The sequence below is a fragment of the Propionicimonas sp. genome, assembly GCF_049840635.1.
In the GTDB taxonomy this organism is placed as follows: Bacteria; Actinomycetota; Actinomycetes; order Propionibacteriales; family Propionibacteriaceae; genus Propionicimonas.
In genome coordinates, this window is the sequence record NZ_JASGKL010000004.1 from 558,899 (window position 1) to 580,568 (window position 21,670).

Sequence of the window (21,670 nt, forward strand, 5' to 3'; positions counted from 1 at the left end):
CGCAACCCAGGGATTGTAAGTGACCCGAATGTGTCGCTGAAGAGGACATATTGCACAGCTATTGCACGCCGTGTGCAACAAGGACGCGTTCAGGGTCGATTTCTGGCCAATTCTGGCTATACGTTGATGTCGGCGCAGGGGGATCGGGGTGTGTTCCTGACCACGGCGTCGTCCACCCGGGAGGCGGTCGAAGAGGGGAAGCGGGTGAACCTGCGGATCGAGCTGATCGACGGCAAGCGGTTGGCCGAGTTGATGCTTCGCCACGGCGTCGGCGTGCAGGCCAAGACGAGCGTCACCCTGTTCGACCTGGACGAGGATTTCTTCGAGGAGCTATGACCAATCGAGATCGCATCCTGGAGGCGTTGGGGTCCTCCGTCGAGCCTCTGAACGACGACGAACTGGCTCGGCGGGCCGGCATTTCCCCGCGTCAGACCGTCAACATGCTGTGTCGGGCGATGGAGGCCGAGGGCGTTCTTCGACGGTTCCGTGGTGCCGACGGCAAGATCGTGAACCAGGTAGTCAGCGGTGATCTGCCTGCGGTCCCGTTGCAAGCGCCCCCGGAACCCAAGCGACCGCCGGTCCGAGCTGACGGGCTCGCGATGGAGCCGTTGACCTCTGTGCCTTCTGACCCTGCCTCCGGCGACTCACAGGTGCAACGGTTGGCGGAGGGCCACATGCTCGTCGCGCTGGGCAAGCGCCTTGGCCTGTCGCTGGCTCCGCGCCGGATCTTCCATCCGTCCGGGGCGCGGGTCGAGATTGATGGGGCGGACGACAATCTGACTGTACTGGTCGAGTGTTGGGCGCATCAGGGCTCGGCGAAGGTCGCACAGAAGTACAAGCTCGTTGTTGATGCCACCAAACTCAGCTGGATCGCGAAGTCCCTCGACCCGAGACCGGACCGGCTGATTCTGTGCGTAAGCGACCCCGCAGCAGTGGGGCATCTGAGTGGAGTGTCGTGGCACGCTCAGGCGATCAGGGAGATGGGTGTTGAGATCGAGATCGTGAACCTCGACCCATCGCTGGTGTCGGCGCTGAACGCGGCGCAGAAGCGGCAGTACCGATGAGCTCCGCCAACTCGGCCGATTCTCGGCGGCTTGTGGACAAGTTGTGGGCCTACTGACGAGGTTCGGCGGGCACGGGATCGGGCGTGCGTGACTTCCGGCTACAGCGCAGGTATCAGGTCGGTGTGCCCGAAGTCGTCGCCGACGAAGAGCAGTGGCTCTCCGGTGGTGGCGGCCAGGGCGTAGGAGTAGGCGTCGCCGAGGTTCAGCTGGGCCGGATGCCCGCTGCCGCGTCCGAAGTCGCGGAGAGCCTGGCCGGCGACGCGGGCTTGGTCCTCGGTGAACGGGACGATCTCGACCTCGGCTTCGGTGAGCAGGCGCTCGAGCCGGCGTTGCTGAACCGTGGACAGGCGGTTTGCGGCCATGGCATGCAGTTCGACCAGCGTTGCGGCGGACATCCGCGCCGGGCCGTCCGCCAGCACTCGGGCGATGTCTGCCGCCTTCGACTCGCCGAGCATCAGGGCCACGATCGCGGACGTGTCGACGATCACCGCGGGAGGCCGTCGGCGGCGTACAGGTCCCGGTCGGTGTCACGCAGGGCCTGCCGTTCGACGTCGCTGAGGTCGACCTGAATAGCGCGCACGACCGCGTCGATCCGGACCTTCCGGCGGGCCGGTGTGCCCTCAAGTTCGGCCAGCCGGTGCTGAACGGCGTCGTCCACCGCCCCGGTCTGGGAGAGTCCGGTCAGTTCGGCTAGGCGCCGCACCCGAGCGTGGATATCCTCGTTCTTGATGTTGAGGCTCATGGTAGAAGTCTAGCGCCCATATCTACCATTCTGCCGATCCTGATGCGCGGCATGCGTCCGAAGCTTCTGAGAGACTGCATCCGTGAACGACTCGCGCCGCTTGGTGGACAAGCTGTGGGCCTACTGCGACGTCCTGCGTGACGACGGAGTCGGGGTCATCGAGTACACCGAGTAGCAGGTGCTGGTGAATCCGACTGACGAATCGATGGTCCGAGACGGCTCTGTGCAGACAACCATGGGCGATCCGAAGGGGGCTCGAAGGCTGCTCTATCAGAAGCTGGGCTGGTGCATGATCCGGCTGCAACAGATCGAGTGGTGCATGAAGTGGCTGGCCAGCCGCACAGAGTTCGAGGTCCACGCGGGAGTTCTGACCGAACAACTCGAACGACATGAAGCGCGGATCTCAAAGCAGACCCTTGGCTCGGTCACTGAGGTGGTGAGCGCTGGGCTCCTCAAGCCGCTGGACTGGGAGCCGCCGGACGATGACGTCGACGGACCATCGAGGGCAAAGGTGCGGCTGGGCATGGCCGTCGGGCTCGAGGATGACCACCTGGAGTCCGTGCGCAGCAGGATGAAGGACCTTGTGGCAGGTCGAAACACACTCGTCCATGGGCTGATTGCCAGCCACGACATCTGGAGTGATGAGGGGTGTGCCGCTGCCGAGACGTACGTGGACGAGACTCTCTCCCTCGCTGGCGCCGTACTCACGGAGCTACGTAGCTGGACGTCGAACCTTGAAGATCTTGCCCGGATCGCGGCCAGTTCCGAATTCGATTCGATTCTCGTTGATCCGCCAGGACCAGGGACCTGACTCGTGCAAGAGGGCCGAAGAAGCGCCTGGGTGAGCGGTCCGATTGCACGACGTGTGCGCCCTATCGTGCAGCAGAAGAGGTCTGGTGCAACCTTGTGGCTGGTTGCGGGGGCCCCGTGTGACGGCAGGATGCCTAGTGAACGATCGGTAGAACGCTGGTGGGGCGGGCGGGGCTCGAACCCGCGACCCAGGGATTATGAGTGACCCGAATCTGTCGCTGACTAGGACATATTGCACGGCTATCGCACGCCGTGTGCAACAAGGACGCGTTCAGGGGCGGTTTCTGGCCATTTCTGGCTATACCCCCACCCCTATCGCGACCATCGCTGGCGCCTGATCAAGCTTACCGCGTGAGCTGGGAAGTGGCATCTGACAAGGTAGGACGATAGTCGTGGCCGAAGGGCTGGACGCCGGGCGACATCCAGAGCGCCTGCCTCGCTTTAAGGCAGCCGAGGAGCCCGTCACCCAAGGAAACAGCCCCGATAATTCCGCCGTCCACCGAACGTCCCTAGTGATCAGCTTGGCCACGAGGGAAGACGCTATTGCACGCTATTGCATGCAACTATTCCAGTGGCAGTATCCCTGGGTCTCCAGGTACCCCTCTGGGGTACGCCTGAAAGGGGCGGGGGTATCCGGCTCCGATGAGGCCGGATGGAGGCTGATGGACCGTCTGTTCGCTAGCGTTGCAGTAAGGGAGGTGACACTGTGGGAACCCTGACGATCAGGCATCTCGACGAGCGCACGCACGCCCGGTTGCGGGCCCGGGCCGCCAGGAATGGCCGATCGGTCGAGGCAGAGGTCTGCAACATCCTGAACGCGGCGGTCAACCTTCCCGAAGAGAACTTCCTGCTGGCGCTGCACGCGGCCACTCGAGAGGGGGGCGGCGTCAATCTGCGGCTGGAGCCGCGGAGTGACCCGCCACGTCCCGTGGGGGCCCACTGTGTCGCCCCTTTCGGTGTCGGTGGGACCGCACAGGGCGCCGAACCCAATGTGTGAGGAACCGTGTCAACGGCGCACGCAAGTTGCCGAGGGACTCAGAGCGCGGAGCGAGCGCCTTGCCGGGATATACCTCGCGGCCCTACGTGAACTCGCCAGTCCTCCTAGCACCGGTGGGGAGGCCGCTCGAGTCTCGATTATCTGTCATTGCATGCGAGAGCTCATCAACGGGCTCCCGGCCGCCATGGCAGCCAACGCGGTACCGCGTCCAAAACCCAGTTCAAGCTCACTTGTCGCCAGACTTCCGGACGTGCTTTCGGGGCACCCACAACTCGACCTCCGCGCCCAGCAGGCGATGGTGCCCGTGCCGGCCGAAGTTGCCGCGGTTATCGCAGATCTTGTGGAAGCGGCGGTGAAGGAGCGCGGTCTCAACGTCGTCAACGCTGCGGCACTCCTGACTGACGGGACAGACCCCGCACACCCTCTGATTGGGCAATGGAAAGCGGCCCAGGGCTTCTTCCTTGAGTGGGCCCACCTTGATCGGAATTCCGACGGTGGACGAGAGCTTCCTTCAGACTCTGAGATCACCGCCCACATCCGTGTCGTCGAGGACGTCATCGAGGTCCGCACTAGTCTGTTCTTCACGAACCTCAGCGCCGTGGAAGACATCTTGGCGCTTGCCAATGCGCAGGAGGAGGGACATCCCCATGAGTAGCTACACGCGACCTTTGGACGATCAAGTTCGTGAAGCGCTCCGTCGGATTCCCACGCCACAACTGCGGCGGGCCTTCTTTGAGGGTCTCAAGAATCCTCTCTGGCTCGAGCCACTCAAGAACGAAGGAGCCTTTCGAAAGCCGCCGGCCCGAGTCGTCATGGGCGATGGGACGACGAGCGACCCCTACTGGCCCGAGATCGAGTACGTGGTGCGCGTCGCCGGGAATGCGCCAGCGGTTGCAGTCGACATCCTCGTCGCGCTCAAGGACAGCGACAACGCTTGGGTGCGTCGTGCGCTCTTTGCGGTGGGGGCCGCCGTCCCTGCCTCGGAGGCCGCCCGGCTCAAGCCGGTGCTCAAGTCATGGGTCAGCTCGGGCTTCGGATGGCGCACTGATCCTCGCGAAATGGTCCGCTTTGCCGTGAATCTCATCGCGGGTGGCGAACGAAAGACTGGTGAGTGGGTTGCCAACGCGCTATTCCAACCATCGGTCCCGGAGGGCTCCACAGAGCCCAGCCTGTTGCTCGATGAGTATTGGTATGAGGCATCACTCCCGCAGGTGGCCCAGGCGCTCGGGCCCGATGGTTTGCCTGTAGTGCTGGGCTGGCTCGTTGCATACGAGAAGGCTGCGGGCCGGATGGATGGCTGGTCCCTTTCCCGTCCCAGTATCAAGGAACGCCGTGAGATGCACCGGGGGGTCCAAGACGCACTAATCGATGCGACCCGAGACCTCGCACTCGAACGAATGAAAGCTGAACCACGCGGCACTGTGAAGCGACTGATCGGCGCCAACCTAATGCTTGCTCGCAGAATCGCCATGTTTGTGATGACTGCTGCCTTGGCTGGGGCAGAGGCGGAAGCTCCCGACGTTCCCGAACTCGTCTCGGTCGCTCAGGCACTGCTGTTGGAGCCGCATTCAAGGGACGAGCGTTGCCGAGTTGAGTTCGGTGAACTCGCACGCGAAATCTCGCGCCATGCGCCGTCCGCACTTGATCCGCTTGGCGACTTCGTTGCCGATGGAGTCGCGGTCCGCGCCAGCCAGGTCCGGGAGCGAGCGAGCAGAGACGAAGAAGACTCCGACGTCGACATCGAAGCACGTGTCACTGAGTCGACCGAGCGCTGGGAACACCTGTGGTTGGCGTCGGTCGGACCATCCGCATTACCCGTCGTGCTCGCCCGGCGGTTGGCGGAGCTCGATGACCGCTTAGGCGTGATTGAGGACCCCCTCCGTCCGCCACTCTTGATCACCGGCTGGACAGGGCCGAACAGCCCAATGACGCAGGAAGAGATGGCCGCGATGAGCCCCGAGGAGCTCATCGCCCACCTCGAGAGCTGGCACGATCTCGGCGACGGATGGGGACCCGAGCCATCTCACGAAGGGCAGGCCCGTGAGCTGACGGCGCTCGTCACTGCCTACCCGCAGATGACGGCCACCACTAGTGGCCTCGTCGCGAGGCTCCGCCCCACGTACTTGCGAGCGATCCTGCGGGGGTGGGAAGGCGCGTTCAAGGCAGGTCTTGAGTTGGATTGGGACCAAGTCGAAGAGACATTGCGTGACGTGCTTACGCACGGTGATGAACTCGATCTCCCGCGGGAGGGCGGCGATGGAGACGATGACCCAGATTTCAGGTGGGCGAAGGAGGCCGCGGAAGATCTGCTTGCTGAACTCGTGAAGAAGTCTGCACCGCCACGCGTGCCTACGGGGCGTCTCCAGCGGCTTGCGGACCTTCTGATCGTCCTTCCATCGAGCGACCAGGAATGGTCCGAGTATGTCGCGGAAGACCGGGCGGACGGGATGGATCCGTTGACCCTGTCGATCAACCAGCGGTGGCCGATCCACCTTCGGGGTCTCGCCGCCTTGGTGAGTCATGGCCCGTCTGTGCCGTGGAGCGACCGTGCGAGAGCGGTCCTTCTCGGAGAATTGGCGCGACAAGACCCGCAAGGGGCTTCTTGCGCCGTGATCGGGGAGCACCTCGGCCGGTTCGTGAATGCGGACGAAACATGGACCAAGTCGCATGTTCGCACCTGGTTTGGCGATGTCGAGGAAATCTCTCACTGTCAGCAGATCGCTCTATCCACAGCCATGGCTGTCCACCGGTACCACAGCAGCTTGTACAAGTTGCTCGCCCCTTCGATGCTGGCCGCGTTGGCGCTGTCGGAGCCCATCGTCGACGGGTTGCAGTTCGACAACTCGACCCCGCGTGAGCGGATTGGTGAGTGGGCGGTGAGGGCGCTCGCGTTCGGTCATGTCGGCTGGGACGACCCGGTCGTTACCGCATTCTTCTCATCGGCGGATGCGGTCGAGCGGGGCGCGGCGCTCGGACATGTCGCTTGGGAGTTCATGCACGCCGAGAGCGTGGAGGACGGCATTCGGGATCGTTTCGCGGGTGTCTGGGATGCTCGTATCACCCACGTTGAGTCAAATCCCTCCGACTCGGCTGAACTCCGAGAGTTCTTCTGGGTAGTTCGGTGTCGCAAGTTCGACCCTGAGTGGTGGCTGCCACGCCTCAAACGATCGCTGGAGCTCGACCCTGAGCTGGCGGCACAGCGCTACATGATCGGCAAGGACATCGCGAGTGCCGCCGATGTCAACGCCCGCTTGGCGCTCGATGTGACAAGGCTCCTGGTCAAGGCACCGCAGTCCCGAGGATTCGCGATGATTGAGATGTCTCGCCATGCGATTCCCGTGGTGATCGCCCGGGCGCTCGCCGCCGGTGACGCCCAACTGGAGGTCGATGCGACCGAATTCATGAACGAACTCGGAGAAGCGGGCAACCTCGAACTCGCCAAGCAAGTGCAAGCAGTCCTCGATGGAGCAATCACGCAGCAGGATGTTCTCGAGTGATCTGAAGTGCGTTGCATGCTGCGAGCTGGTTACCTATATGGGCCGGCACCAAGCACTGCTGGTGCGTAAGCCCGCCGGAAGGCCCTGCCTGCGCGACCGTCGACGTGATGAGCCCGACGGTGGCGGCCAGACTCCCAGATCGATACACACCCGCTACACACTTGGTCCGGTGGGCCTGCGGCAACCTTCCTCCGGCTGTGGATAACCCCACGATCGACGCCATGCGCTAGAATTCTGTACATGACCACACTGTCGCTGGCTGAGGCTCGTGCCCATCTGTCGAAGCTCGTGGAGTCGGCCGTCTCCACGCACGAGCGGTTCGAGGTGACGCGCAACGGCGATCGGGTGGCGGTCCTGCTTGGTGCGGATGACTACGACTCCCTGCTGGAGACGCTCGACATCCTGAGCAATCCCGACGAGGTCGAGGCGATCCGGGCAGGCCTTGTCGACCTGGAGAACGGCGAGATCAGTTCGGCGGATGAGGTCCGTGCCGCGCTCGCTGCGCGCGGACGCTAGCCGTGCCCGACCTGTACGAGGTGGTGTTCACCCGGACGGCCCGTCGGGCACTCGAACGGGATCTCCCCGAGAAGGTCGCGGCAGCCGCGTTCGAGTTCATCATGGGTGCCCTGCGGGAGAACCCGCGACGAGTCGGCAAGCCGCTGCGTGAGCCGCTGGCTCCGCTGTACGCGGCGCGGCGGGGCGAGTACCGGGTGATCTATCGGATCATCGACCAGCGTCTCGTCATTGAGGTCGTCTCGGTCGTGCATCGCCGGGATGCGTACCACTCGTGACCTATGCGCCCGCTGCAGCCGTCCGCTCCTGAATGAAGCGATCGAGGATGTCGGCGATGGTTTGGTTGAAGATGGCGGGCCAGATGCCGTGGTCCCCGTCCCGAACTTGGATGAGCTCGACGGGCTGGTGCGCGCTTCGGAGCGCTTCATGGTGGTAGACGCTCTGCGCGAATGGGATCAGTCGGTCCTTCGACCCGTGGATCATCAGCAGTGGTGCGAGTGGCCGGTCGGCCGCGACCCAGCTCGACGGATTGGCTTCGTGGAGCAGGGCAGGTGCGGTCGAGGGTGAGATCCCGCCGAGGAGGCGACCCTCCGGACTATCGGGGTCGGAGTGGTCCATGGTCGTGGGTTCGTCGTTGAGGCGGCCAAGGTCGGTCGGCCCGTAGAAGTCGATGAACGCCTTGATGTCGAGGGGTTGACCGGGCTCGTCATCGAACTGATCGAGGTCCTGCGTGGCGTGGACCATCAGGGCGGTGTGCCCGCCGGAGGAATCTCCGGCCATCACGATCAGGTTCGGATCGATGGAGTATTCGTCCGCATGGGCGCGGAGCCAGCGGACGGCGGTCTTGGCGTCCTGCACCTGCGCAGGGAACCCTGTCAAGCTGGACGGCCGGTACTCCACGATCGCGATCGTGTAGCCGCGCTCGGCGAACCGGCACCAGAACGCCATCGATGCTCCCAGCGGCTGCTCGCCCCACGCCGAGCCCTGGACGAACACCACGCATGGGAACCGGTCGCTGAACACCTCGGAGGGCTCGGCGAAGGTCGCGTCCCGACTCGGCTGGATGATTTGAAGGTGCAGCGTGCGCCCGCTCTTGATCGCGTAGGGCACGTTCAGGTGCACGTACACATTCCGCAAGCCGCGAGCAGCTTCGACCACCTGCATGCCGGCGGCTCTTGCCATCGAGTGCGGGAACTCCTCGTGACTCATCTCTGTGGGGTGCACGCCACCATCGTGGCAGGCGCCCGCGGGAATCGCTGGTCTGCGGGCCCATCCCGAGGCCAGCCGTCCATCGAGGCTGGGAGCCATGCAGCCCGTTCGTCAGATTCATCGGGCCAACCGTGTCCGGAACGACCCACTTCCAAGGCTTAGACGCTATGGGTGGTTCCCGTGGTTGGGGGTTGCGGGCCGGGGCCTCGCTGGCACACCCTTCGTGGGTTGCTGGGCGGGGGCTGCCTGCCCGGCCTATCCGACATGTGTGGGGAGGCCCCGGTGTTTCAGAGCGCACGAGTGTCGGGCTGGACGTGCACGCCCGTTCGGTTGCGGCGCACGGGATGGATGAGGTGACTGGCGAGGTGTTTGCTGCCAGCCTCGCCCCGGGTGCGGAGGTTCATGACTGGCTGGGGAAGCTGCCAGGGCCGGTAGCGGTGTTGTACGAGGCTGGCCCGACGGGGTTCGGGCTGGCGCGCGAGCTCCGCGCGGCCGGTATTCGGTGTGAGGTGGCGGCACCCTCGAAGCTGCAACGCCCCGCCGGCGACAGGGTCGAGAACGACGCCAGGGATGCCGAGCACCTGTGCCGATTGCTCCGGCTGGGTGAGTTCACCCCGGTGAGGGTGCCGGACGCGGCGACTGAGTCGGCCCGGGATCTGGTTCGTGCCCGGGAGGATTGCCGCAAGGATCTGATGAGGTCGCGGCACCGGCTCTCGAAGCTGTTGTTGCGTCAGCAGATCGTCTACGACGGCAACGCCTGGACCGGCGCTCATCGAGACTGGCTGGCCCGGCAACGCTTCGATGATCCGAACCTGCAAACCACGTTCGATGAGTACCTCGACCAGGTACTCTCCACCCTGGCCCGTCGGGACCGTCTGGATGCCCGGATCGAACAGCTGGCCGGCGACTCGCCGTGGACGCCGATGGTGCGCCGGCTGTGCTGCCTGCGCGGGATCTCGACTCTGACCGGGTTCGCGCTCGCGGTCGAGATCGGTGACTGGACCCGGTTCGACGGTAACAGCATCGGCGCCTACCTCGGCCTGGTCCCCAGTGAGCACTCCTCGGGCAGGTCCCGGATGACCGGGCCGATCACCCGGACCGGAAACGCTCATGTCCGGCGGTTGCTGATCGAGGCTGCGCTGCACCACATGCGGCCTTACCGGAAGGGGAAGGTGCTTCGGGACCGGCAGGACCTCGCCAGCCCGGCGGCCCGGGCTCGCGGCGACGCCGGGAACCGTCGCCTGCACGCCCGCTGGGTCGGGTTCCAAGCCCGCAAGAAGCGCACCACGTCGCCACCGTCGCTATCGCCCGCGAACTCGCCGGCTGGTGCTGGTCGATCGCCGTGATCGACGACCAACCCTAGAAAGAGCTTGCCCTGGCAACGGTCACCGGGGCTGGTGGCTGCATCCCGGAGCGGACCCGCGACCGCCTTATGAGCAACCCCAGCAACGGGGCGACGCTCGAGCTTGGACAGCGAAGAACCGCGCCGAGCCGGAACACCGTCCTGCGGTAACCAACCCGCGCATATCAGACTGACACCAGCGTCGACCACGACCCGCGCACCAGCCCCGAACACAGACAGCCAGAGCAACAAGAGGCGCCGCCAAGCACCCAGCCCGGCGGCGCCTCGCCATGCCCTCTTGGCAGCCGAACCCCGCTATCAAGGGAGGCTGGTCGCGTGGTCCTGCGTCCACGCGTCCAGCTCCATCGATAGCACCAAGCCCGGAGCCTTCATCTCGCTGTCCGCCGCCGCCGACATCCTCGGGATCAGCGTCCACACGCTGCTTCGGCGGATCGCGGCCGGCGAGCTGCCCGCTTTCCGTACGTGTCGCCGCATCAATCGCGTGCGGGCCAGCGACCTCGACAAGCTGCTTCGACGCGTGCCGTCGGCGAACGGCTGGTAGGCAGATGCCGCGGACCCACGCCGCAGCGCCCGGGCTTAGTTCCGGGGAGTGACTTCTGGGTTCTCGCTTGGCGCGCCCATGTCGTCAGCAGGAGGCTGCGGGCCAGTCTGCCCGCTGCGATGGTCATCCTCATCGGGCCCGGCGACGAGCGAACGGGCGCCTCTCGCGTTGCGGGGTTGTGGAACACCCAGCGCGAATCTGTACGGCACTCGGAAGCGCTCATACTCGGGCGTCAAAGCCTGTAGCGCGGCCACTCGGTGGCCACTAGACGGCAGGTACACCCTCACTCCTTGGGAAGTGGCCCGAACGGAGGCCTGAACATGTCCAGCAAGCAAAGCCTCGTGGTATGCGGCAGCGGCTCGAATCGTCTCTCTGGGTGCGATCCGACGTGGATCCAAAGCCGCCCGCTCCTCACGGGCTGTTCCAACTTGTTCACCCACCACGCCGGTTGGCTCGTCGGCCAACACCTGGCTCTTGGAGTCGGGCGCACGATCAGCGCGGGACTCAGGCTCCGCTATACCTTTGGCACGTTCCTCTTCTGCTCGCCGCCGTCGTGCACGCAAAGCGTACCTGCCCCATGTGTAGATGAGGACGATTGCCCCGTACACGACTCCGAACGCGATTGCGATCCAAGCGCGCTGAGGAGGACTGAACTCCACTCGTGGAGCGTTGGGATCTCTGGGGCCGAGAGTCAGGTAAAAGGCTGTGCCCGTAGCAATGCCCAGCACAATCGCGAGAACAACACCAAGACCGTAGCGACGGACCCACCTCCGACGGCGACTCATCTCCCTAACGCCCGAGATGCGAACTGAGGTCTTGCTCCGGCGGGGAACTCCATCGCAGAGGATTGTCACCGCCATTGGCTCTTGCGGCTTCATGATGCGGGGAAGGAGTCTGATGGTGAAGGTACCGTTCTCCGGATCGCTGACCAGATCCCAAGCATCCGGATCAGAGGTGCCGTCAGCGAGGATGCCGACCGCTCTGGCTTGTGTGTAGTCGATCTCCACAAGGCCGCCCTCGAAGTCGCGAACACTCACGTCCTTGGGTCCAAGATTGCACACTGTGACGTTGACCAGCGAGGGAACTTTTACTGCTTGGCCGCGCCAGCGCACCTCGAAGTCTTGGTCGAGCCCGGCCAGCCCGAGGAGTGTTATGGCCCCCTTGACATCCATGGCGCTTCTGCGCGACACCCACAGACCGATGGCGATCCCTGCGATACCGATGAGAGCGCCGACGATGCCGAGGATGATGCCGAGGTCCACGTCGGGCATTCTCGCATGAGATAGCTCCGACGTGTGCGACCTGAGACTAGACCCGCGCCGGACGGCCAAACTCCAAATCGCAGCGGCCGCCGCAGGCCTCGGATAGACACGAGCCGATCAAGTCAACACCCCACAAGCTGGGGGGCCGCCTGATCATCTCAATAGCGGAATTGGTGTGCGGTTGCTCCCATTGGGGCGTCCGCCCGCATCTGATCGGCCGCACAGAAGGGCGCGCCGGGCGAGCCATCATCTTGGGTCAAGCCTGGCAACAAGCCACTTGGAAATGTCTGCGGCCGTGCTAGCCCAAGTGAGGGCCTTACCTACGGTCACTTGATCACCGTCGCCGTGAGCTACCTTCTTGCGCATTGCAACGAGCGCGCCGAGATGGTTACGTCTAGCTCCGTCGTCTGCGTCCAGGAAGAGTTCGAGGTCATCGCGCCACGTCGTATCAAGCGTCCCCAGGAAATCGAGCAGTTGGGACGGCGTCACGCCCAGCCCATTGCGAAGCCCGGAGACGACACGGCGATGTAGCCGAGGGTGCCCGATCGCCGCACAATGCTGATCGGTTAGGTCGTCGCGGACCGCTTCTATAAGGCCGGCCGACCGCAACACCAGGTATCGGGCGAGTGCTGGAGAAGCCTCGTCCTCGTCGGGCAGCGATCGAAGTAGTCCGCTCAATTCGCTATGGGCCTGGAGTCGCTGCTTGACTGAGATGGGTGGCCACGTGGCGTTTGACGGCGACATCGGTCACGAGACTGGAGTGGTGAGGAGTTGGCGAGCTCGGGAAAGCCTGAGCTTGACGGAGTCATTATCCGCGGTGGCTCGGGAGGTGGCGCGATCGAACTCCTCATCCGCCTTGAGGACCTCGATGCGCAGAAGAAGGTCCTCAGGTGCCGGCCCAGCAGTCAGTGCCTCCATCACTGCAACGAAGATCGCTTCCGTCTGGGCAGCGTTCACCTGCGCGTTGCCCTCGCGCCGCAGAGCCCACGAACCTGCGAGCCGCGATATGGCTTCGGCGGCCGCGATGAACTTTTCCCCCGCGTCTGTGGTGGCAGCCTCCGACGCGCGGAGGTCCTTCGCGAAGTTGTTCAGGAATATCTTCAAGGGGCGCTTGTAGGAGGCTGACCTCTCATACATGGCCAAGATTCGCAGGATTAGCTCGTGGTCGCGCAGGCGGGCGGATGGCTCGCCGCCGTAGAGCGAACGCCAAGACGGCATCCTATTTATAGCCGCAATGCTGTCCATCAACTGCCCGGAGAACAATGCCACCCGAATTTCATGTGGGGTGAGCTGCGTGCCACCCGAGTTCAGGCGTTCAAAGATCTGGTATATGGCATCGTACATCTCGTTCGATCCATCGGCCGCGACGATTGTTGCCTGCATGTACGAATTGTCTAGGGCGATCCTCTGCTCCTCATCAAGCTTGGCGTAGCTCAAGCCCTTGAAGGCGTCGTCAACGTTCTCCAGCGCAAAGACTCGTTCATTGTGGATACCGCCATAGAACCGCCTGAGGGTCTCGAGACGCTGCTGTCCATCGAGAACGAGAAGACGGTTGTCACCGGGTTGCTTCACAAGGAATATGCCTGGAATGGGATAGCCGAGCAGGAGCGATTCTACGAACTTGTCCATCTGCTTCTTGGTCCAGACGAATCCGCGCTGGAACTTAGCAGATTGAACCTTGTCCGGGGGGGCGCCGAATCTTGGAATGATCATTGTTTCCTTTTCGAGCCTGGAAACAAGTCCGTCTACGGGGTAGTCCTGAGTTGTGAAGGTCACCGCGACCGCTTCGCCAATCGAGTCGGACTGATCGTCCATTTCCTCAGTGCTAAGACTTCTCTTGAGCAAGCTAGACAGCTCGTCCTCTTGGTCGTCGGACGCGGGCTGGTCGGGCTGGTCGGGCACGTTCATGCCTCCGAGCGTCCCACATGAAGCGCTCGCGCCCGAGCCGCCACGGCGTGAGTCTTCGTGTCCTGCACGCCGCAAATCTGCCGGCTGGGGCTCAGGTAGCCAAGCGGGAGAGCCTCTCGGCGATCATCTGGTCTGGACCCTTGGCTGTGTGCCGATAGAGCAGCGCGGTGTTGGCCGTGGAGTGGCCAAGTCGCGCCTGGAGATCGGCGAAGGTCGCACCCTGCCGAGCGGCCATGACGCCGCCGGTGTTGCGGAGGTCGTGGAAGCGGAGGTCGGAGCGGCCGGCGATCGTCGCGGCCTTCTTGAAGTAGCCGGCGATGGTCGACGGCCACTGCTGACGTCCGTTCGCCGCGGGGAAGAGGAGGCCCTCCTGGCCGGGTGCGGCGAAGATCTCGAGATGCTCTTTGATGATCGGGATCAGGTGGGGCGGAATCGCCACGTCGCGAATACCGGCTTCTGACTTGGGCGGGCTCGACCTGAATCTTGCGGTTCACCCAGACCACGCCGCGGCGCACTTGGATCACGCCCGTCCAGCGCCCGCTCGCGTGCCGCAGCCTGACGTCCTTGCGACGCAACTCGGCGATCTCGCCGTAGCGCAGCGCGCACCAGGACGCCAGCAGCACCATCAGCTTCCACTTCTCCGGCATGTTCTCCACGATCGCGTCGAGTTCCTCGATCGAGGCCGGCTCGAGGCGGCGTCGCTTCGGCTGGTAACCGGCCCCGCGAATATGTACCGGGCTGGCCTCGATTAGGTCCTCGTCGACGGCGCTGTTCATGATCGCCCGCAGCAGCCCGTACGCCTTCGAGTTCGCCCGCGGGGTGTCGCCGTTGCCCTCCAGGGTGTCCTCGTACCAGCGGCGCACGGCGCCCTTGGTGATGTCGCGCAGCCGCATCCCTCCAAAGGTCGGCACCAGAGTGGTGCTCCAGCGTCGCCTCGTAGTTGGCCCTCGTGGACGCCCGCAGTGGCTCGCCCTTGTCGGTGCGGCGCTTCGCTATCCACTTCTTCGAGTAGGTCTCGAAATCCGGCGTCGTCGACGCCGCTCGCGCCCTCTCGGCGCGGTGCTTCGGGGGAGACCACTCCTTGGCCTCGATCAGCTTGCGCTCCTCGTGGAGCCAGCCCTCGGCGTCAATCCTGGCCGGGAAGGGGTTCCGGTGCGGCGCTTCGCAGTCCGGTCCACGAGGGCCGCGTCCCATGCCGGATCGAGCAGGGGACTCATAATCCCCGGGTAACCATCGGTGGCGGCGGCCCTTCGTGACGCTTCGCTCGTTCCTCGCGAAGCCCTCAGGGGCCGTTGTGTTGCGCGTGGGGCGGGCGGGGCTCGAACCCGCGACCCAGGGATTATGAGTCCCCTGCTCTGACCGGCTGAGCTACCGCCCCGGAGCGTGCTGGTTCAACGTAGCGACTGGCGTTCCGGCGTGTCCAAAGCGCGTGACCGGGTAGCCTCTCCGAACGGAGTCCGCGACAGGACCGGGAGAAGATGGACGCACTGCAGATCACCATCTGGGTGGTCACCCTCGCCGGGCTCGTCGGGCTCGCCGCGGTGTTCTACACCTCGCAGCGGCTCGGCGTCCGGCTCGCCGCCCTCGGCGTGTTCGGCGCCTTCTACCTCGCCGTCCTGCTGTGGGGGCCCATCGACGACACCTGGTCCAACGTGACCATGATCTCCATCCTCGTCGCCACCATCGGCCCCCGAATGGCCCGCTCCGCCGGCGGATCCGGCAAGGAAGGACCCTCCCGTGACTGACTCCACCTGGGAACAGCCCGGCTTCGAGGACAGCCTCGAGGCCACCGCCGTGAACCTCATCACCAACTTCGTCCAGGAGATCTTCGCCGACCTCGACCCCCTCGAACTCGTCCGGGCCGGCGCCCCCGAACTCTCCGCCGAGGACCAGCGCACGGTCGCCCACCTCATCGACGAGGCCGTCGTCGAGATCGAGGTCGACTTCAGCGGGCACGAACACTGACGGGAGCGCGTACTGGCGGGCGCCCTTCGTGACGCCGAAGGGTTCGTTCCTCACCCTTCGGCTCCTCAGGGAGCGTGAGGAGAGGCTGTAGCGTTCGTCCCTCACCCTTCGGCTCCTCAGGGAGCGTGTGGGAGGCCCGGCTGCTCAGCCGAGGTGGCGGCGCAGCGACTGGGCGTTGCGGACCGCGTGGCCGTCCCCATCGTTGTTGAAGTACGTGTAGACATCTCGCCCCTGGGCCAGCCACTCCCTCGTCCGATCCGCCCACCACGACATCGACGCCTCGTCGTAGCTCCCGCCGTACAGGTGGCTCTTGTCCGGTCCGTGCAGCCGCACGTAGGCAAACCCCGCCGTCGCCCGCAGGACGCACGGCAGCCCGCCCCGCTCATCACCACGTACGCCGCCCCGCGGCGCTCCAGCAGGGCGAACACGTCCTCGACGTGCCAGCTCGGGTGGCGGAACTCCACCGCCACCCGCCACGACCGCGGCACCGCACCAAGGAACCAGTCCAGGCGCGCATCGTCCCTGCTCATCCCCGGCGGCAGCTGTACCAGCACCACACCCAGCCGGTCCTCCAGGATCGCGAGCGGTTGCGCCATCCGGGCGATCCAGCGCTCCGGCTCGTACAGCTTCTTCGCGTGGGTCAGCGCCCGCGGCGCCTTCACGGTCAGCGCGAAGCCGGGCGGCAGCCGGCGCCGCCACGACCGGAACGACGCGTCGCCGGGCCACCGGTAGTGGCTCGCGTTCAACTCCACCGTGTCGAAAAGGTTCCCCGCGTAGAACTCCAGGCGCTTCGCGTCCGGCACCTCCGGCGGGTACACCACGCCCCGCCAGCTGTCGTACACCCAGCCGGACGTGCCGATCCACGCCCTCGGCGACCCACTCCCACCCGACACGCCTGCCCCCTCCCGTCCCCCCAGTACCCCGACGACCCTGCGGCATGATGGGCGCGTGGACGAGACAGGTCGCGGCCTGATGGCCCGGATCGACGGCGCCTTCTTCGTCCTCGCCGGCCTCGCCGCCGTCTACCTGGCGTACCTGACGCTGCGCGAGGGCATCACCCCCGGCTGGCCGATGCTCCTCGTGGTCGTGTTCTGGGTGCTCGTCTCCTACCTCGTCCTGCCCCGCGTCCACCGCATCCTCAGCCGCGTCTACGTCCCCGACTACTTCATCGGACGCACCCGGACCGCCGACGGACTGCTCGGTGACCCGGTCAACCTCGCCCTGATGGGCTCAGCGGACCAGATCCACCACGCCCTCCGCGCGGCCGGGTGGACGCGCGCCGACGACCTCACCCTCGCCAGCGGCTGGCACATCGTCACCAGCACCCTCACCCGGCGCAGCTACCCCCAGGCTCCGGTCAGCCCCCTGCTCCTGTTCCGCCGTCGCCAGGACTTCGCCTACCAGCAGGAAGTGGACGGCAGCCCGTTCCAGCGCCACCACGTCCGCTTCTGGAAGTGCCCCGACGGCTGGTTCCTGCCCGGCGGCCTCCGCGTCGACTGGCTCGCCGCCGGCACCTACGACCGCAGCGTCGGTCTGTCCCTGTTCACCCTCCAGATCACCCACAAGATCGGCGCGGACGTGGACGTCGAGCGCGACCACGTCGTCGCCACCGTGAGGGACGCGAACGCTGCGGCGACCGTCCGCGTCCTGCCCGACTTCTTCACCGGCTACCACTCCCGCAACGGCGGCGGCGACCTCATCGAGACCGACGGCGACCTGCCGATCATCGACCTGACCGCGCTCGTCGCGCCGGCCGAATCGTCCGGTCCGCCGCCCGATCCCGGCCGGATCAGCCGCCCGGTGCAGACCGTGATCGGTGCGCTGATGACCTTCGTGCGCGGGCTGGTCTACGCCGCGCTGGCTTCGTTCGCCCTGATCGGGACGAGCGACGCCGACGAGGGCACGGCGGCCGCGTCGGCGCTCGTCGCAGTGATCCTGGGGCTCGGCGCGCTCGGTGACCTCCTCCTTGCGGGGGCGACCTTCGCCGGCCACAACTGGTCGCGGCTGCTGCTGTGCGCATCGAGCGTGCTCGGCGTGGGGTCGGTCATCACCGAGCGGCTCGTCGGCAACCTCGGTGGGCCGCTCCACGAGGGGCTGCTGCCGCTGGCCACCAGCGTGCTGGTGCTGCTCGCGCTGTCCAGTGACTCCGCGCGCGAGTACGCGCTCGGGCGGCGGCGGGGACGGCGGAAGGTGGCGGGCGGCCCTTCGTGACGCTCGCTGCGCTCGCTCCTCAGGGGCCGGTCAGCGGACCACCATGGCGAGGCCGCCGAAGCCGGGGAGCTCGACCGTGAAGCCGCCCAGGGCGTCCACGTCGTCGACCTTGCGCCTCGTGGCCAGGTCGGTGACCCGGCCCTGCGGGAGGTGCTCGGACTGGACGCGTCCGGTGATCCTCTCCGGCCCGAAGTTCAGCGCCGTGATCTGCACCAGCCCGTTCTCCAGCCGGTTGATCATCACGAGCATGCTCTTCCACGGCACGTCCGGGACGTCCAGCAGCGTGCCGGTCGCGATCCCCGAGCGCTTGCGCAGCTTCAGCACCTCCGCCAGCCGGGACGCGAACGAGCCCGGGTTCTCCAGCTGCTGCGGCAACGGGCCGTACAGGGCGGTGGCGACCGGCATCCCCGACGCCGACTTCTTCGCCTCCGGCGCCACCCCCATCAGGTCGTACGCACCCCGCTCGATCCAGCGCGTGTCACCCGTCCCGATCAGCGGACGCACCTTTGTCCGGTCGACCGGCAGCGCCCCGACCAGGTCCCACCCCGAGAGGGCGAACACGCCGGGCTGCCACGCGTTGTACATGCACAGCAGCAGGTGGGCGTTCGCGATCCGGCGGACGTCGGCCTCCGTGATCGACTCCAGATCCGTGATGCCCAGCGACGCCGTGATCACCGACGCCGTGGTGCAGGCGATCCCGTTCTGGACGAACAGCGCGTTGTAGGGCGCCGCGTCCCCGGTCAGCTTCAGTCGCATCGTCTCCCGCACGTACTCCGCCAGCTCGCCGCCGGTGGTCTCCCCGCCGGCCAGCTCGTACGTGGTATCCCGGTGCGGCCCGGCGAAGTGGACCAGCTCATAGGTCAGCTCGTCGTGGTTCTGCAGCGCGTGCACCAGCGACGCCTGATCCACCCCGATCCGCTGTGCCTCCCGCAGCGTCAGCCGCAGGAACTCCGTGTCTCCCGTCGCCAGCGCGAACTGGTAGGCGGGCCGGGTGACGAAGTCGTAGGACAGGTCGGGTCCCACCGCGCTGGTGTGCTTGATGTCGTCGATCGCCAGGTTCAGTTCCTGGAAGGTGAAGCCGCCCACCTTGCGCACCATCGAGCCGATCAGCTGGTTCGCCGCCTGGCTCAGCGGGTGCCCCTCCGACCAGCCGGGCCCGGCGTCCACCTTCTCCACGCCGAGGAAGCCGTTCGCGTCCAGCCGCAGACCGCCCGAACCCAGGTCGAGCAGGCTGTGCAGCGCGTCCCCCATCACCAGCCGCATGCCCGCGAACGTCGGGTCGAGCCAGTTGATGGTGGGCTGGCCGTCCTTGAAGTAGTGCAGGTACACCCAGCGGCGCAGCCGGCCCTTGTAGTCGAAGATCGGGGGAGTGACCGACCAGTTCGTCTCCTTCACTCCCGGCTCGTAGAAGATCACCCGTTGCAGCGCGCCGATGATGTAGCCGCCCTCGGCCAGCTTCCGCTCGGTCTCCGCGTCCAGGTTCACCGAGTCGCGGCCCTCCGGGACGTCCGGCAGCAGGTGCCACGCGTCCTGCGGGATGTCGACCATGTGGTAGATGCCGGGGTAGTCGAGGTAGTTCAACTCGGCCAGCCGGAAGTCCGCCCCCTTGCCGGTGTGGCCCGGGACGATGTCGTCGATGATCGTGCCGTGGCGCCGCGCGGCGTTCGCGCACATCGCCCGGAACTCCTCCTCGGTGCCGAACGCGGGGTCGATCTGCATGCTGATCCGGTCGAAGTGGCCGTCGACGCTCGGCGTCGGCTCCCAGCCGGAGATGCCGCCGGCCAGCTTCAGCGGCCCGGTGTGGACGGCCTCGATGCCGATCTTCGCGAACGTGCCCCACAGGTCCTCCGCGCCCAGCGAGGCGAGGAACGACTCACCCGGACCGGTGATGTGCGAGATCGGGTAGGCCGTGCACCAGACGGACGCCTGCCGCACCGCAGCCCTCGGGTCCGGGTGCGCGTACGGGTTGGCCCACATCGCGTGGTGCCCGGCGAGCTGGCGTCCCAGCGTCATCGAGTCGTGCAGCATCGACTGCCGCTCCAGCCACTCGATGTAGGCCGGGTTGCGTCCGTCCGGCTCGAACGGCGGCAGCGGGACGACCTCGGACGCCGTCGCGTGCCGGTGGGCCTTCGGACGCAGCCGCTCCGGGCGGGCGGCGTACGCCGTGGGCTCCAGCAGGAACTCGATCGTCCGGTCCTCGTCGGGAACCTCGGGCTGGGCCTGGTCGACGCTCATTCCCACAAACCTAATCGACGTCCGTCCGTCCCGCACAGCCCCGCCGCGGCCCCGGTCTAGGCTGAGGCCGGGCCGCCGGGGTGGGGCCCTGCGTCCGACGACAACACACGAAGGAGCCCGCGTGGTCGACCACAGCGACGAGCCGTCGGCAGAGGGGTCGTCCGCCGCCCCCGCCCGATTCGTCGAGGCGGCGTTCGCGTCCGAGTCGGCCGTCTACGGGGTGGTCCTGGTCTCGGGTCTGCTCGTGATCGTCGCCAACCAGTCGGACGCCGAACTCGACGAGGTGCTGCTCAAGGTGCTCGGCACGTCCGCGGTGTTCTGGCTCGCCCACGTCTACAGCGCGGCGTTCGCCGAACTCGGCCAGGACCCTGCGCCCGGCTCCGCCGCCCACCCGAGCATGCTGGCCGCGCTGGGGCACGCGCTGCGTCGCTCCTGGGGGCTGCTCGGCTCTGCCATCGTCCCCACGATCATCCTGGGCCTCGGTGTGCTCGGCCTGATCGCCCCGACCCTCGCGATCTGGGGGACGCTGTGGATCGACGTCGCGATCCTCGCCGCGCTCGGCTACTGGAGCGTGTCGCGCTGGTCCTCACGCGTGGTCGTGCGCCTCGTGGGCGCGTTCGGCACGGCGCTCCTCGGCGTGGCCCTCATCATGCTGAAGGCCCTCATCCACTGACCTGGACGGCCAGCCCTACTTCGGGCCGAAGCGGAACGCCCGCACGATCTGGACCACGCCCAGGATCACCAGCGACACGCCCAGCAGCAGCCACAGGAACGCGGCGCCCCACAGCGGGGAGGAGAGCACCGTGATGCCGGCGACGATGCTGATGATCGAGTAGATAATCGTCCACGCCTTCGACGCGGCGTCACCGATCATCGTGATCCCCACGATGCCCTCGACGATCCACGAGATGCCGACGATGATCCCGAGCAGGACGGCGAGGCCGGCTGCGGTGGCGCCGAGGTTCGCGAGCGAGACGACGGCGGCGACGAGGAAGATCACGCCCAGCACCAGGTAGCCGATCCGCGGCCAGGTGCCGAGCTTGCGGGAGAAGATGCCGATCGCGATGTTCACCAGGCCGGCGATCGCGGCATACGCGGCGATGATCCCCGCCACGACCATGGCGGTCTTGCCCGGCCAGGCCAGGATCAGGATCCCCACCACCAGCGAGACCAGGCCGCTGATGCCGAGGGTGGCGCGGATTCCGTTGGTGACCGACTTGTCGAGTTCGTTCAGGTCGGTCTCGAAGTACGTGCTGGGCATGTCACTGCTCCTGTCTGGGGGCTCGAACAGCTCCAGTCTGGCAGGGGGAGGGCCGGAAGCGGCGGAACCTCGCCTTGTGGTGCCACGTGCCG

General features: G+C 66.1%; 22 protein-coding genes, 1 tRNA gene and 1 pseudogene. 14 read left to right on the forward strand and 10 right to left on the reverse strand.

Going from position 1 to position 21,670, the window contains the following annotated elements:
- Positions 1-126: 126 nt before the first annotated feature.
- Together QM779_RS02830 and QM779_RS02835 are read left to right on the forward strand one after the other, a co-directional pair.
- A complete protein-coding gene (locus QM779_RS02830; protein WP_428533037.1) occupies positions 127-336 on the forward strand; it encodes a restriction endonuclease in 210 nt (69 codons plus the stop codon).
- Entirely contained in the window at positions 333-1,064 is a 732-nt protein-coding gene (locus QM779_RS02835) for a hypothetical protein (RefSeq protein ID WP_428531306.1), read from the forward strand. The genes QM779_RS02830 and QM779_RS02835 overlap by 4 nt, the downstream gene beginning before the upstream one ends.
- Positions 1,065-1,162: 98 nt before the next feature.
- Here QM779_RS02835 and QM779_RS02840 read toward each other — a convergent pair whose 3' ends face one another.
- Entirely contained in the window at positions 1,163-1,552 is a 390-nt protein-coding gene (locus QM779_RS02840; RefSeq protein ID WP_428531309.1) for a type II toxin-antitoxin system VapC family toxin, read from the reverse strand.
- Positions 1,549-1,806, reverse strand: coding sequence for a type II toxin-antitoxin system VapB family antitoxin (locus tag QM779_RS02845; protein WP_428531312.1), 258 nt, complete (start codon positions 1,804-1,806; stop codon positions 1,549-1,551). The genes QM779_RS02840 and QM779_RS02845 overlap by 4 nt, the downstream gene beginning before the upstream one ends.
- Positions 1,807-1,990: 184 nt before the next feature.
- On the opposite strand from QM779_RS02845, the gene QM779_RS02850 reads away from it, so the two are divergent.
- From QM779_RS02850 to QM779_RS02875, 6 genes are all read left to right on the forward strand, one after another.
- A complete protein-coding gene (locus QM779_RS02850; protein ID WP_428531315.1) occupies positions 1,991-2,617 on the forward strand; it encodes a hypothetical protein in 627 nt (208 codons plus the stop codon).
- 705 nt (positions 2,618-3,322) lie between these two features.
- Positions 3,323-3,613, forward strand: a complete 291-nt coding sequence (locus QM779_RS02855) for a FitA-like ribbon-helix-helix domain-containing protein (protein ID WP_428531318.1) — start codon at positions 3,323-3,325, stop codon at positions 3,611-3,613.
- A gap of 151 nt (positions 3,614-3,764) precedes the next feature.
- Complete coding sequence (locus QM779_RS02860) at positions 3,765-4,268, forward strand: hypothetical protein (protein WP_428531321.1); 504 nt, start codon at positions 3,765-3,767, stop codon at positions 4,266-4,268.
- Positions 4,261-7,110 (forward strand): hypothetical protein, encoded by a 2,850-nt coding sequence (locus tag QM779_RS02865; RefSeq protein ID WP_428533096.1) that lies wholly within the window; start codon positions 4,261-4,263, stop codon positions 7,108-7,110. The genes QM779_RS02860 and QM779_RS02865 overlap by 8 nt, the downstream gene beginning before the upstream one ends.
- 240 nt (positions 7,111-7,350) lie before the next feature.
- Positions 7,351-7,626: a type II toxin-antitoxin system Phd/YefM family antitoxin gene (locus QM779_RS02870; protein WP_428531324.1), complete on the forward strand. Its 276-nt coding sequence runs from the start codon at positions 7,351-7,353 to the stop codon at positions 7,624-7,626.
- Positions 7,627-7,628: 2 nt separating this feature from the next.
- Positions 7,629-7,901 (forward strand): type II toxin-antitoxin system RelE family toxin, encoded by a 273-nt coding sequence (locus tag QM779_RS02875; protein WP_428531327.1) that lies wholly within the window; start codon positions 7,629-7,631, stop codon positions 7,899-7,901.
- 1 nt (position 7,902) lies between these two features.
- On the opposite strand, the gene QM779_RS02880 is transcribed toward QM779_RS02875, so the two are convergent.
- A complete protein-coding gene (locus tag QM779_RS02880) occupies positions 7,903-8,805 on the reverse strand; it encodes an alpha/beta hydrolase fold domain-containing protein (protein ID WP_428531330.1) in 903 nt (300 codons plus the stop codon).
- A gap of 194 nt (positions 8,806-8,999) precedes the next feature.
- Between QM779_RS02880 and QM779_RS02885 the strand changes: the two genes are divergently transcribed.
- Entirely contained in the window at positions 9,000-10,178 is a 1,179-nt protein-coding gene (locus tag QM779_RS02885; protein ID WP_428531333.1) for an IS110 family transposase, read from the forward strand.
- Positions 10,179-10,472: 294 nt separating this feature from the next.
- Positions 10,473-10,736, forward strand: coding sequence for a helix-turn-helix domain-containing protein (locus QM779_RS02890; protein ID WP_428531336.1), 264 nt, complete (start codon positions 10,473-10,475; stop codon positions 10,734-10,736).
- Positions 10,737-10,771: 35 nt separating this feature from the next.
- Here QM779_RS02890 and QM779_RS02895 read toward each other — a convergent pair whose 3' ends face one another.
- From QM779_RS02895 to QM779_RS02910, 4 genes are all read right to left on the reverse strand, one after another.
- Entirely contained in the window at positions 10,772-12,007 is a 1,236-nt protein-coding gene (locus tag QM779_RS02895; protein WP_428531339.1) for a hypothetical protein, read from the reverse strand.
- Positions 12,008-12,745: 738 nt separating this feature from the next.
- A complete protein-coding gene (locus tag QM779_RS02900) occupies positions 12,746-13,906 on the reverse strand; it encodes a DUF262 domain-containing protein (RefSeq protein WP_428531342.1) in 1,161 nt (386 codons plus the stop codon).
- A gap of 91 nt (positions 13,907-13,997) precedes the next feature.
- Complete coding sequence (locus QM779_RS02905; RefSeq protein ID WP_428531345.1) at positions 13,998-14,345, reverse strand: tyrosine-type recombinase/integrase; 348 nt, start codon at positions 14,343-14,345, stop codon at positions 13,998-14,000.
- A gap of 865 nt (positions 14,346-15,210) precedes the next feature.
- Positions 15,211-15,284 (reverse strand) — tRNA-Ile (locus QM779_RS02910).
- Between the two features lie 100 nt (positions 15,285-15,384).
- Between QM779_RS02910 and QM779_RS02915 the strand changes: the two genes are divergently transcribed.
- Both QM779_RS02915 and QM779_RS02920 read left to right on the forward strand, forming a co-directional pair.
- Positions 15,385-15,651, forward strand: coding sequence for a hypothetical protein (locus QM779_RS02915; RefSeq protein WP_428531348.1), 267 nt, complete (start codon positions 15,385-15,387; stop codon positions 15,649-15,651).
- Positions 15,644-15,871, forward strand: a complete 228-nt coding sequence (locus tag QM779_RS02920) for a hypothetical protein (protein WP_428531351.1) — start codon at positions 15,644-15,646, stop codon at positions 15,869-15,871. The genes QM779_RS02915 and QM779_RS02920 overlap by 8 nt, the downstream gene beginning before the upstream one ends.
- A gap of 144 nt (positions 15,872-16,015) precedes the next feature.
- On the opposite strand, the pseudogene QM779_RS02925 reads toward QM779_RS02920, so the two are convergent.
- Positions 16,016-16,764, reverse strand: a pseudogene (locus QM779_RS02925) (DUF72 domain-containing protein).
- Positions 16,765-16,819: 55 nt separating this feature from the next.
- Between QM779_RS02925 and QM779_RS02930 the strand changes: the two are divergent.
- Positions 16,820-18,082 (forward strand): LssY C-terminal domain-containing protein, encoded by a 1,263-nt coding sequence (locus QM779_RS02930; RefSeq protein ID WP_428531354.1) that lies wholly within the window; start codon positions 16,820-16,822, stop codon positions 18,080-18,082.
- 30 nt (positions 18,083-18,112) lie between these two features.
- Here the strand turns inward: QM779_RS02930 and treS are convergent, their stop codons facing one another.
- The gene (treS, locus tag QM779_RS02935) at positions 18,113-20,317 is read right to left on the reverse strand and encodes a maltose alpha-D-glucosyltransferase (RefSeq protein WP_428531357.1); all 2,205 of its coding nucleotides are present in this window, start codon (positions 20,315-20,317) and stop codon (positions 18,113-18,115) included.
- Between the two features lie 121 nt (positions 20,318-20,438).
- On the opposite strand from treS, the gene QM779_RS02940 reads away from it, so the two are divergent.
- The gene (locus QM779_RS02940; protein WP_428531360.1) at positions 20,439-20,990 is read left to right on the forward strand and encodes a hypothetical protein; all 552 of its coding nucleotides are present in this window, start codon (positions 20,439-20,441) and stop codon (positions 20,988-20,990) included.
- A 15-nt stretch (positions 20,991-21,005) separates the two neighbouring features.
- Here QM779_RS02940 and QM779_RS02945 read toward each other — a convergent pair whose 3' ends face one another.
- A complete protein-coding gene (locus tag QM779_RS02945) occupies positions 21,006-21,578 on the reverse strand; it encodes an HdeD family acid-resistance protein (RefSeq protein WP_428531363.1) in 573 nt (190 codons plus the stop codon).
- Positions 21,579-21,670 lie beyond the last annotated feature (92 nt).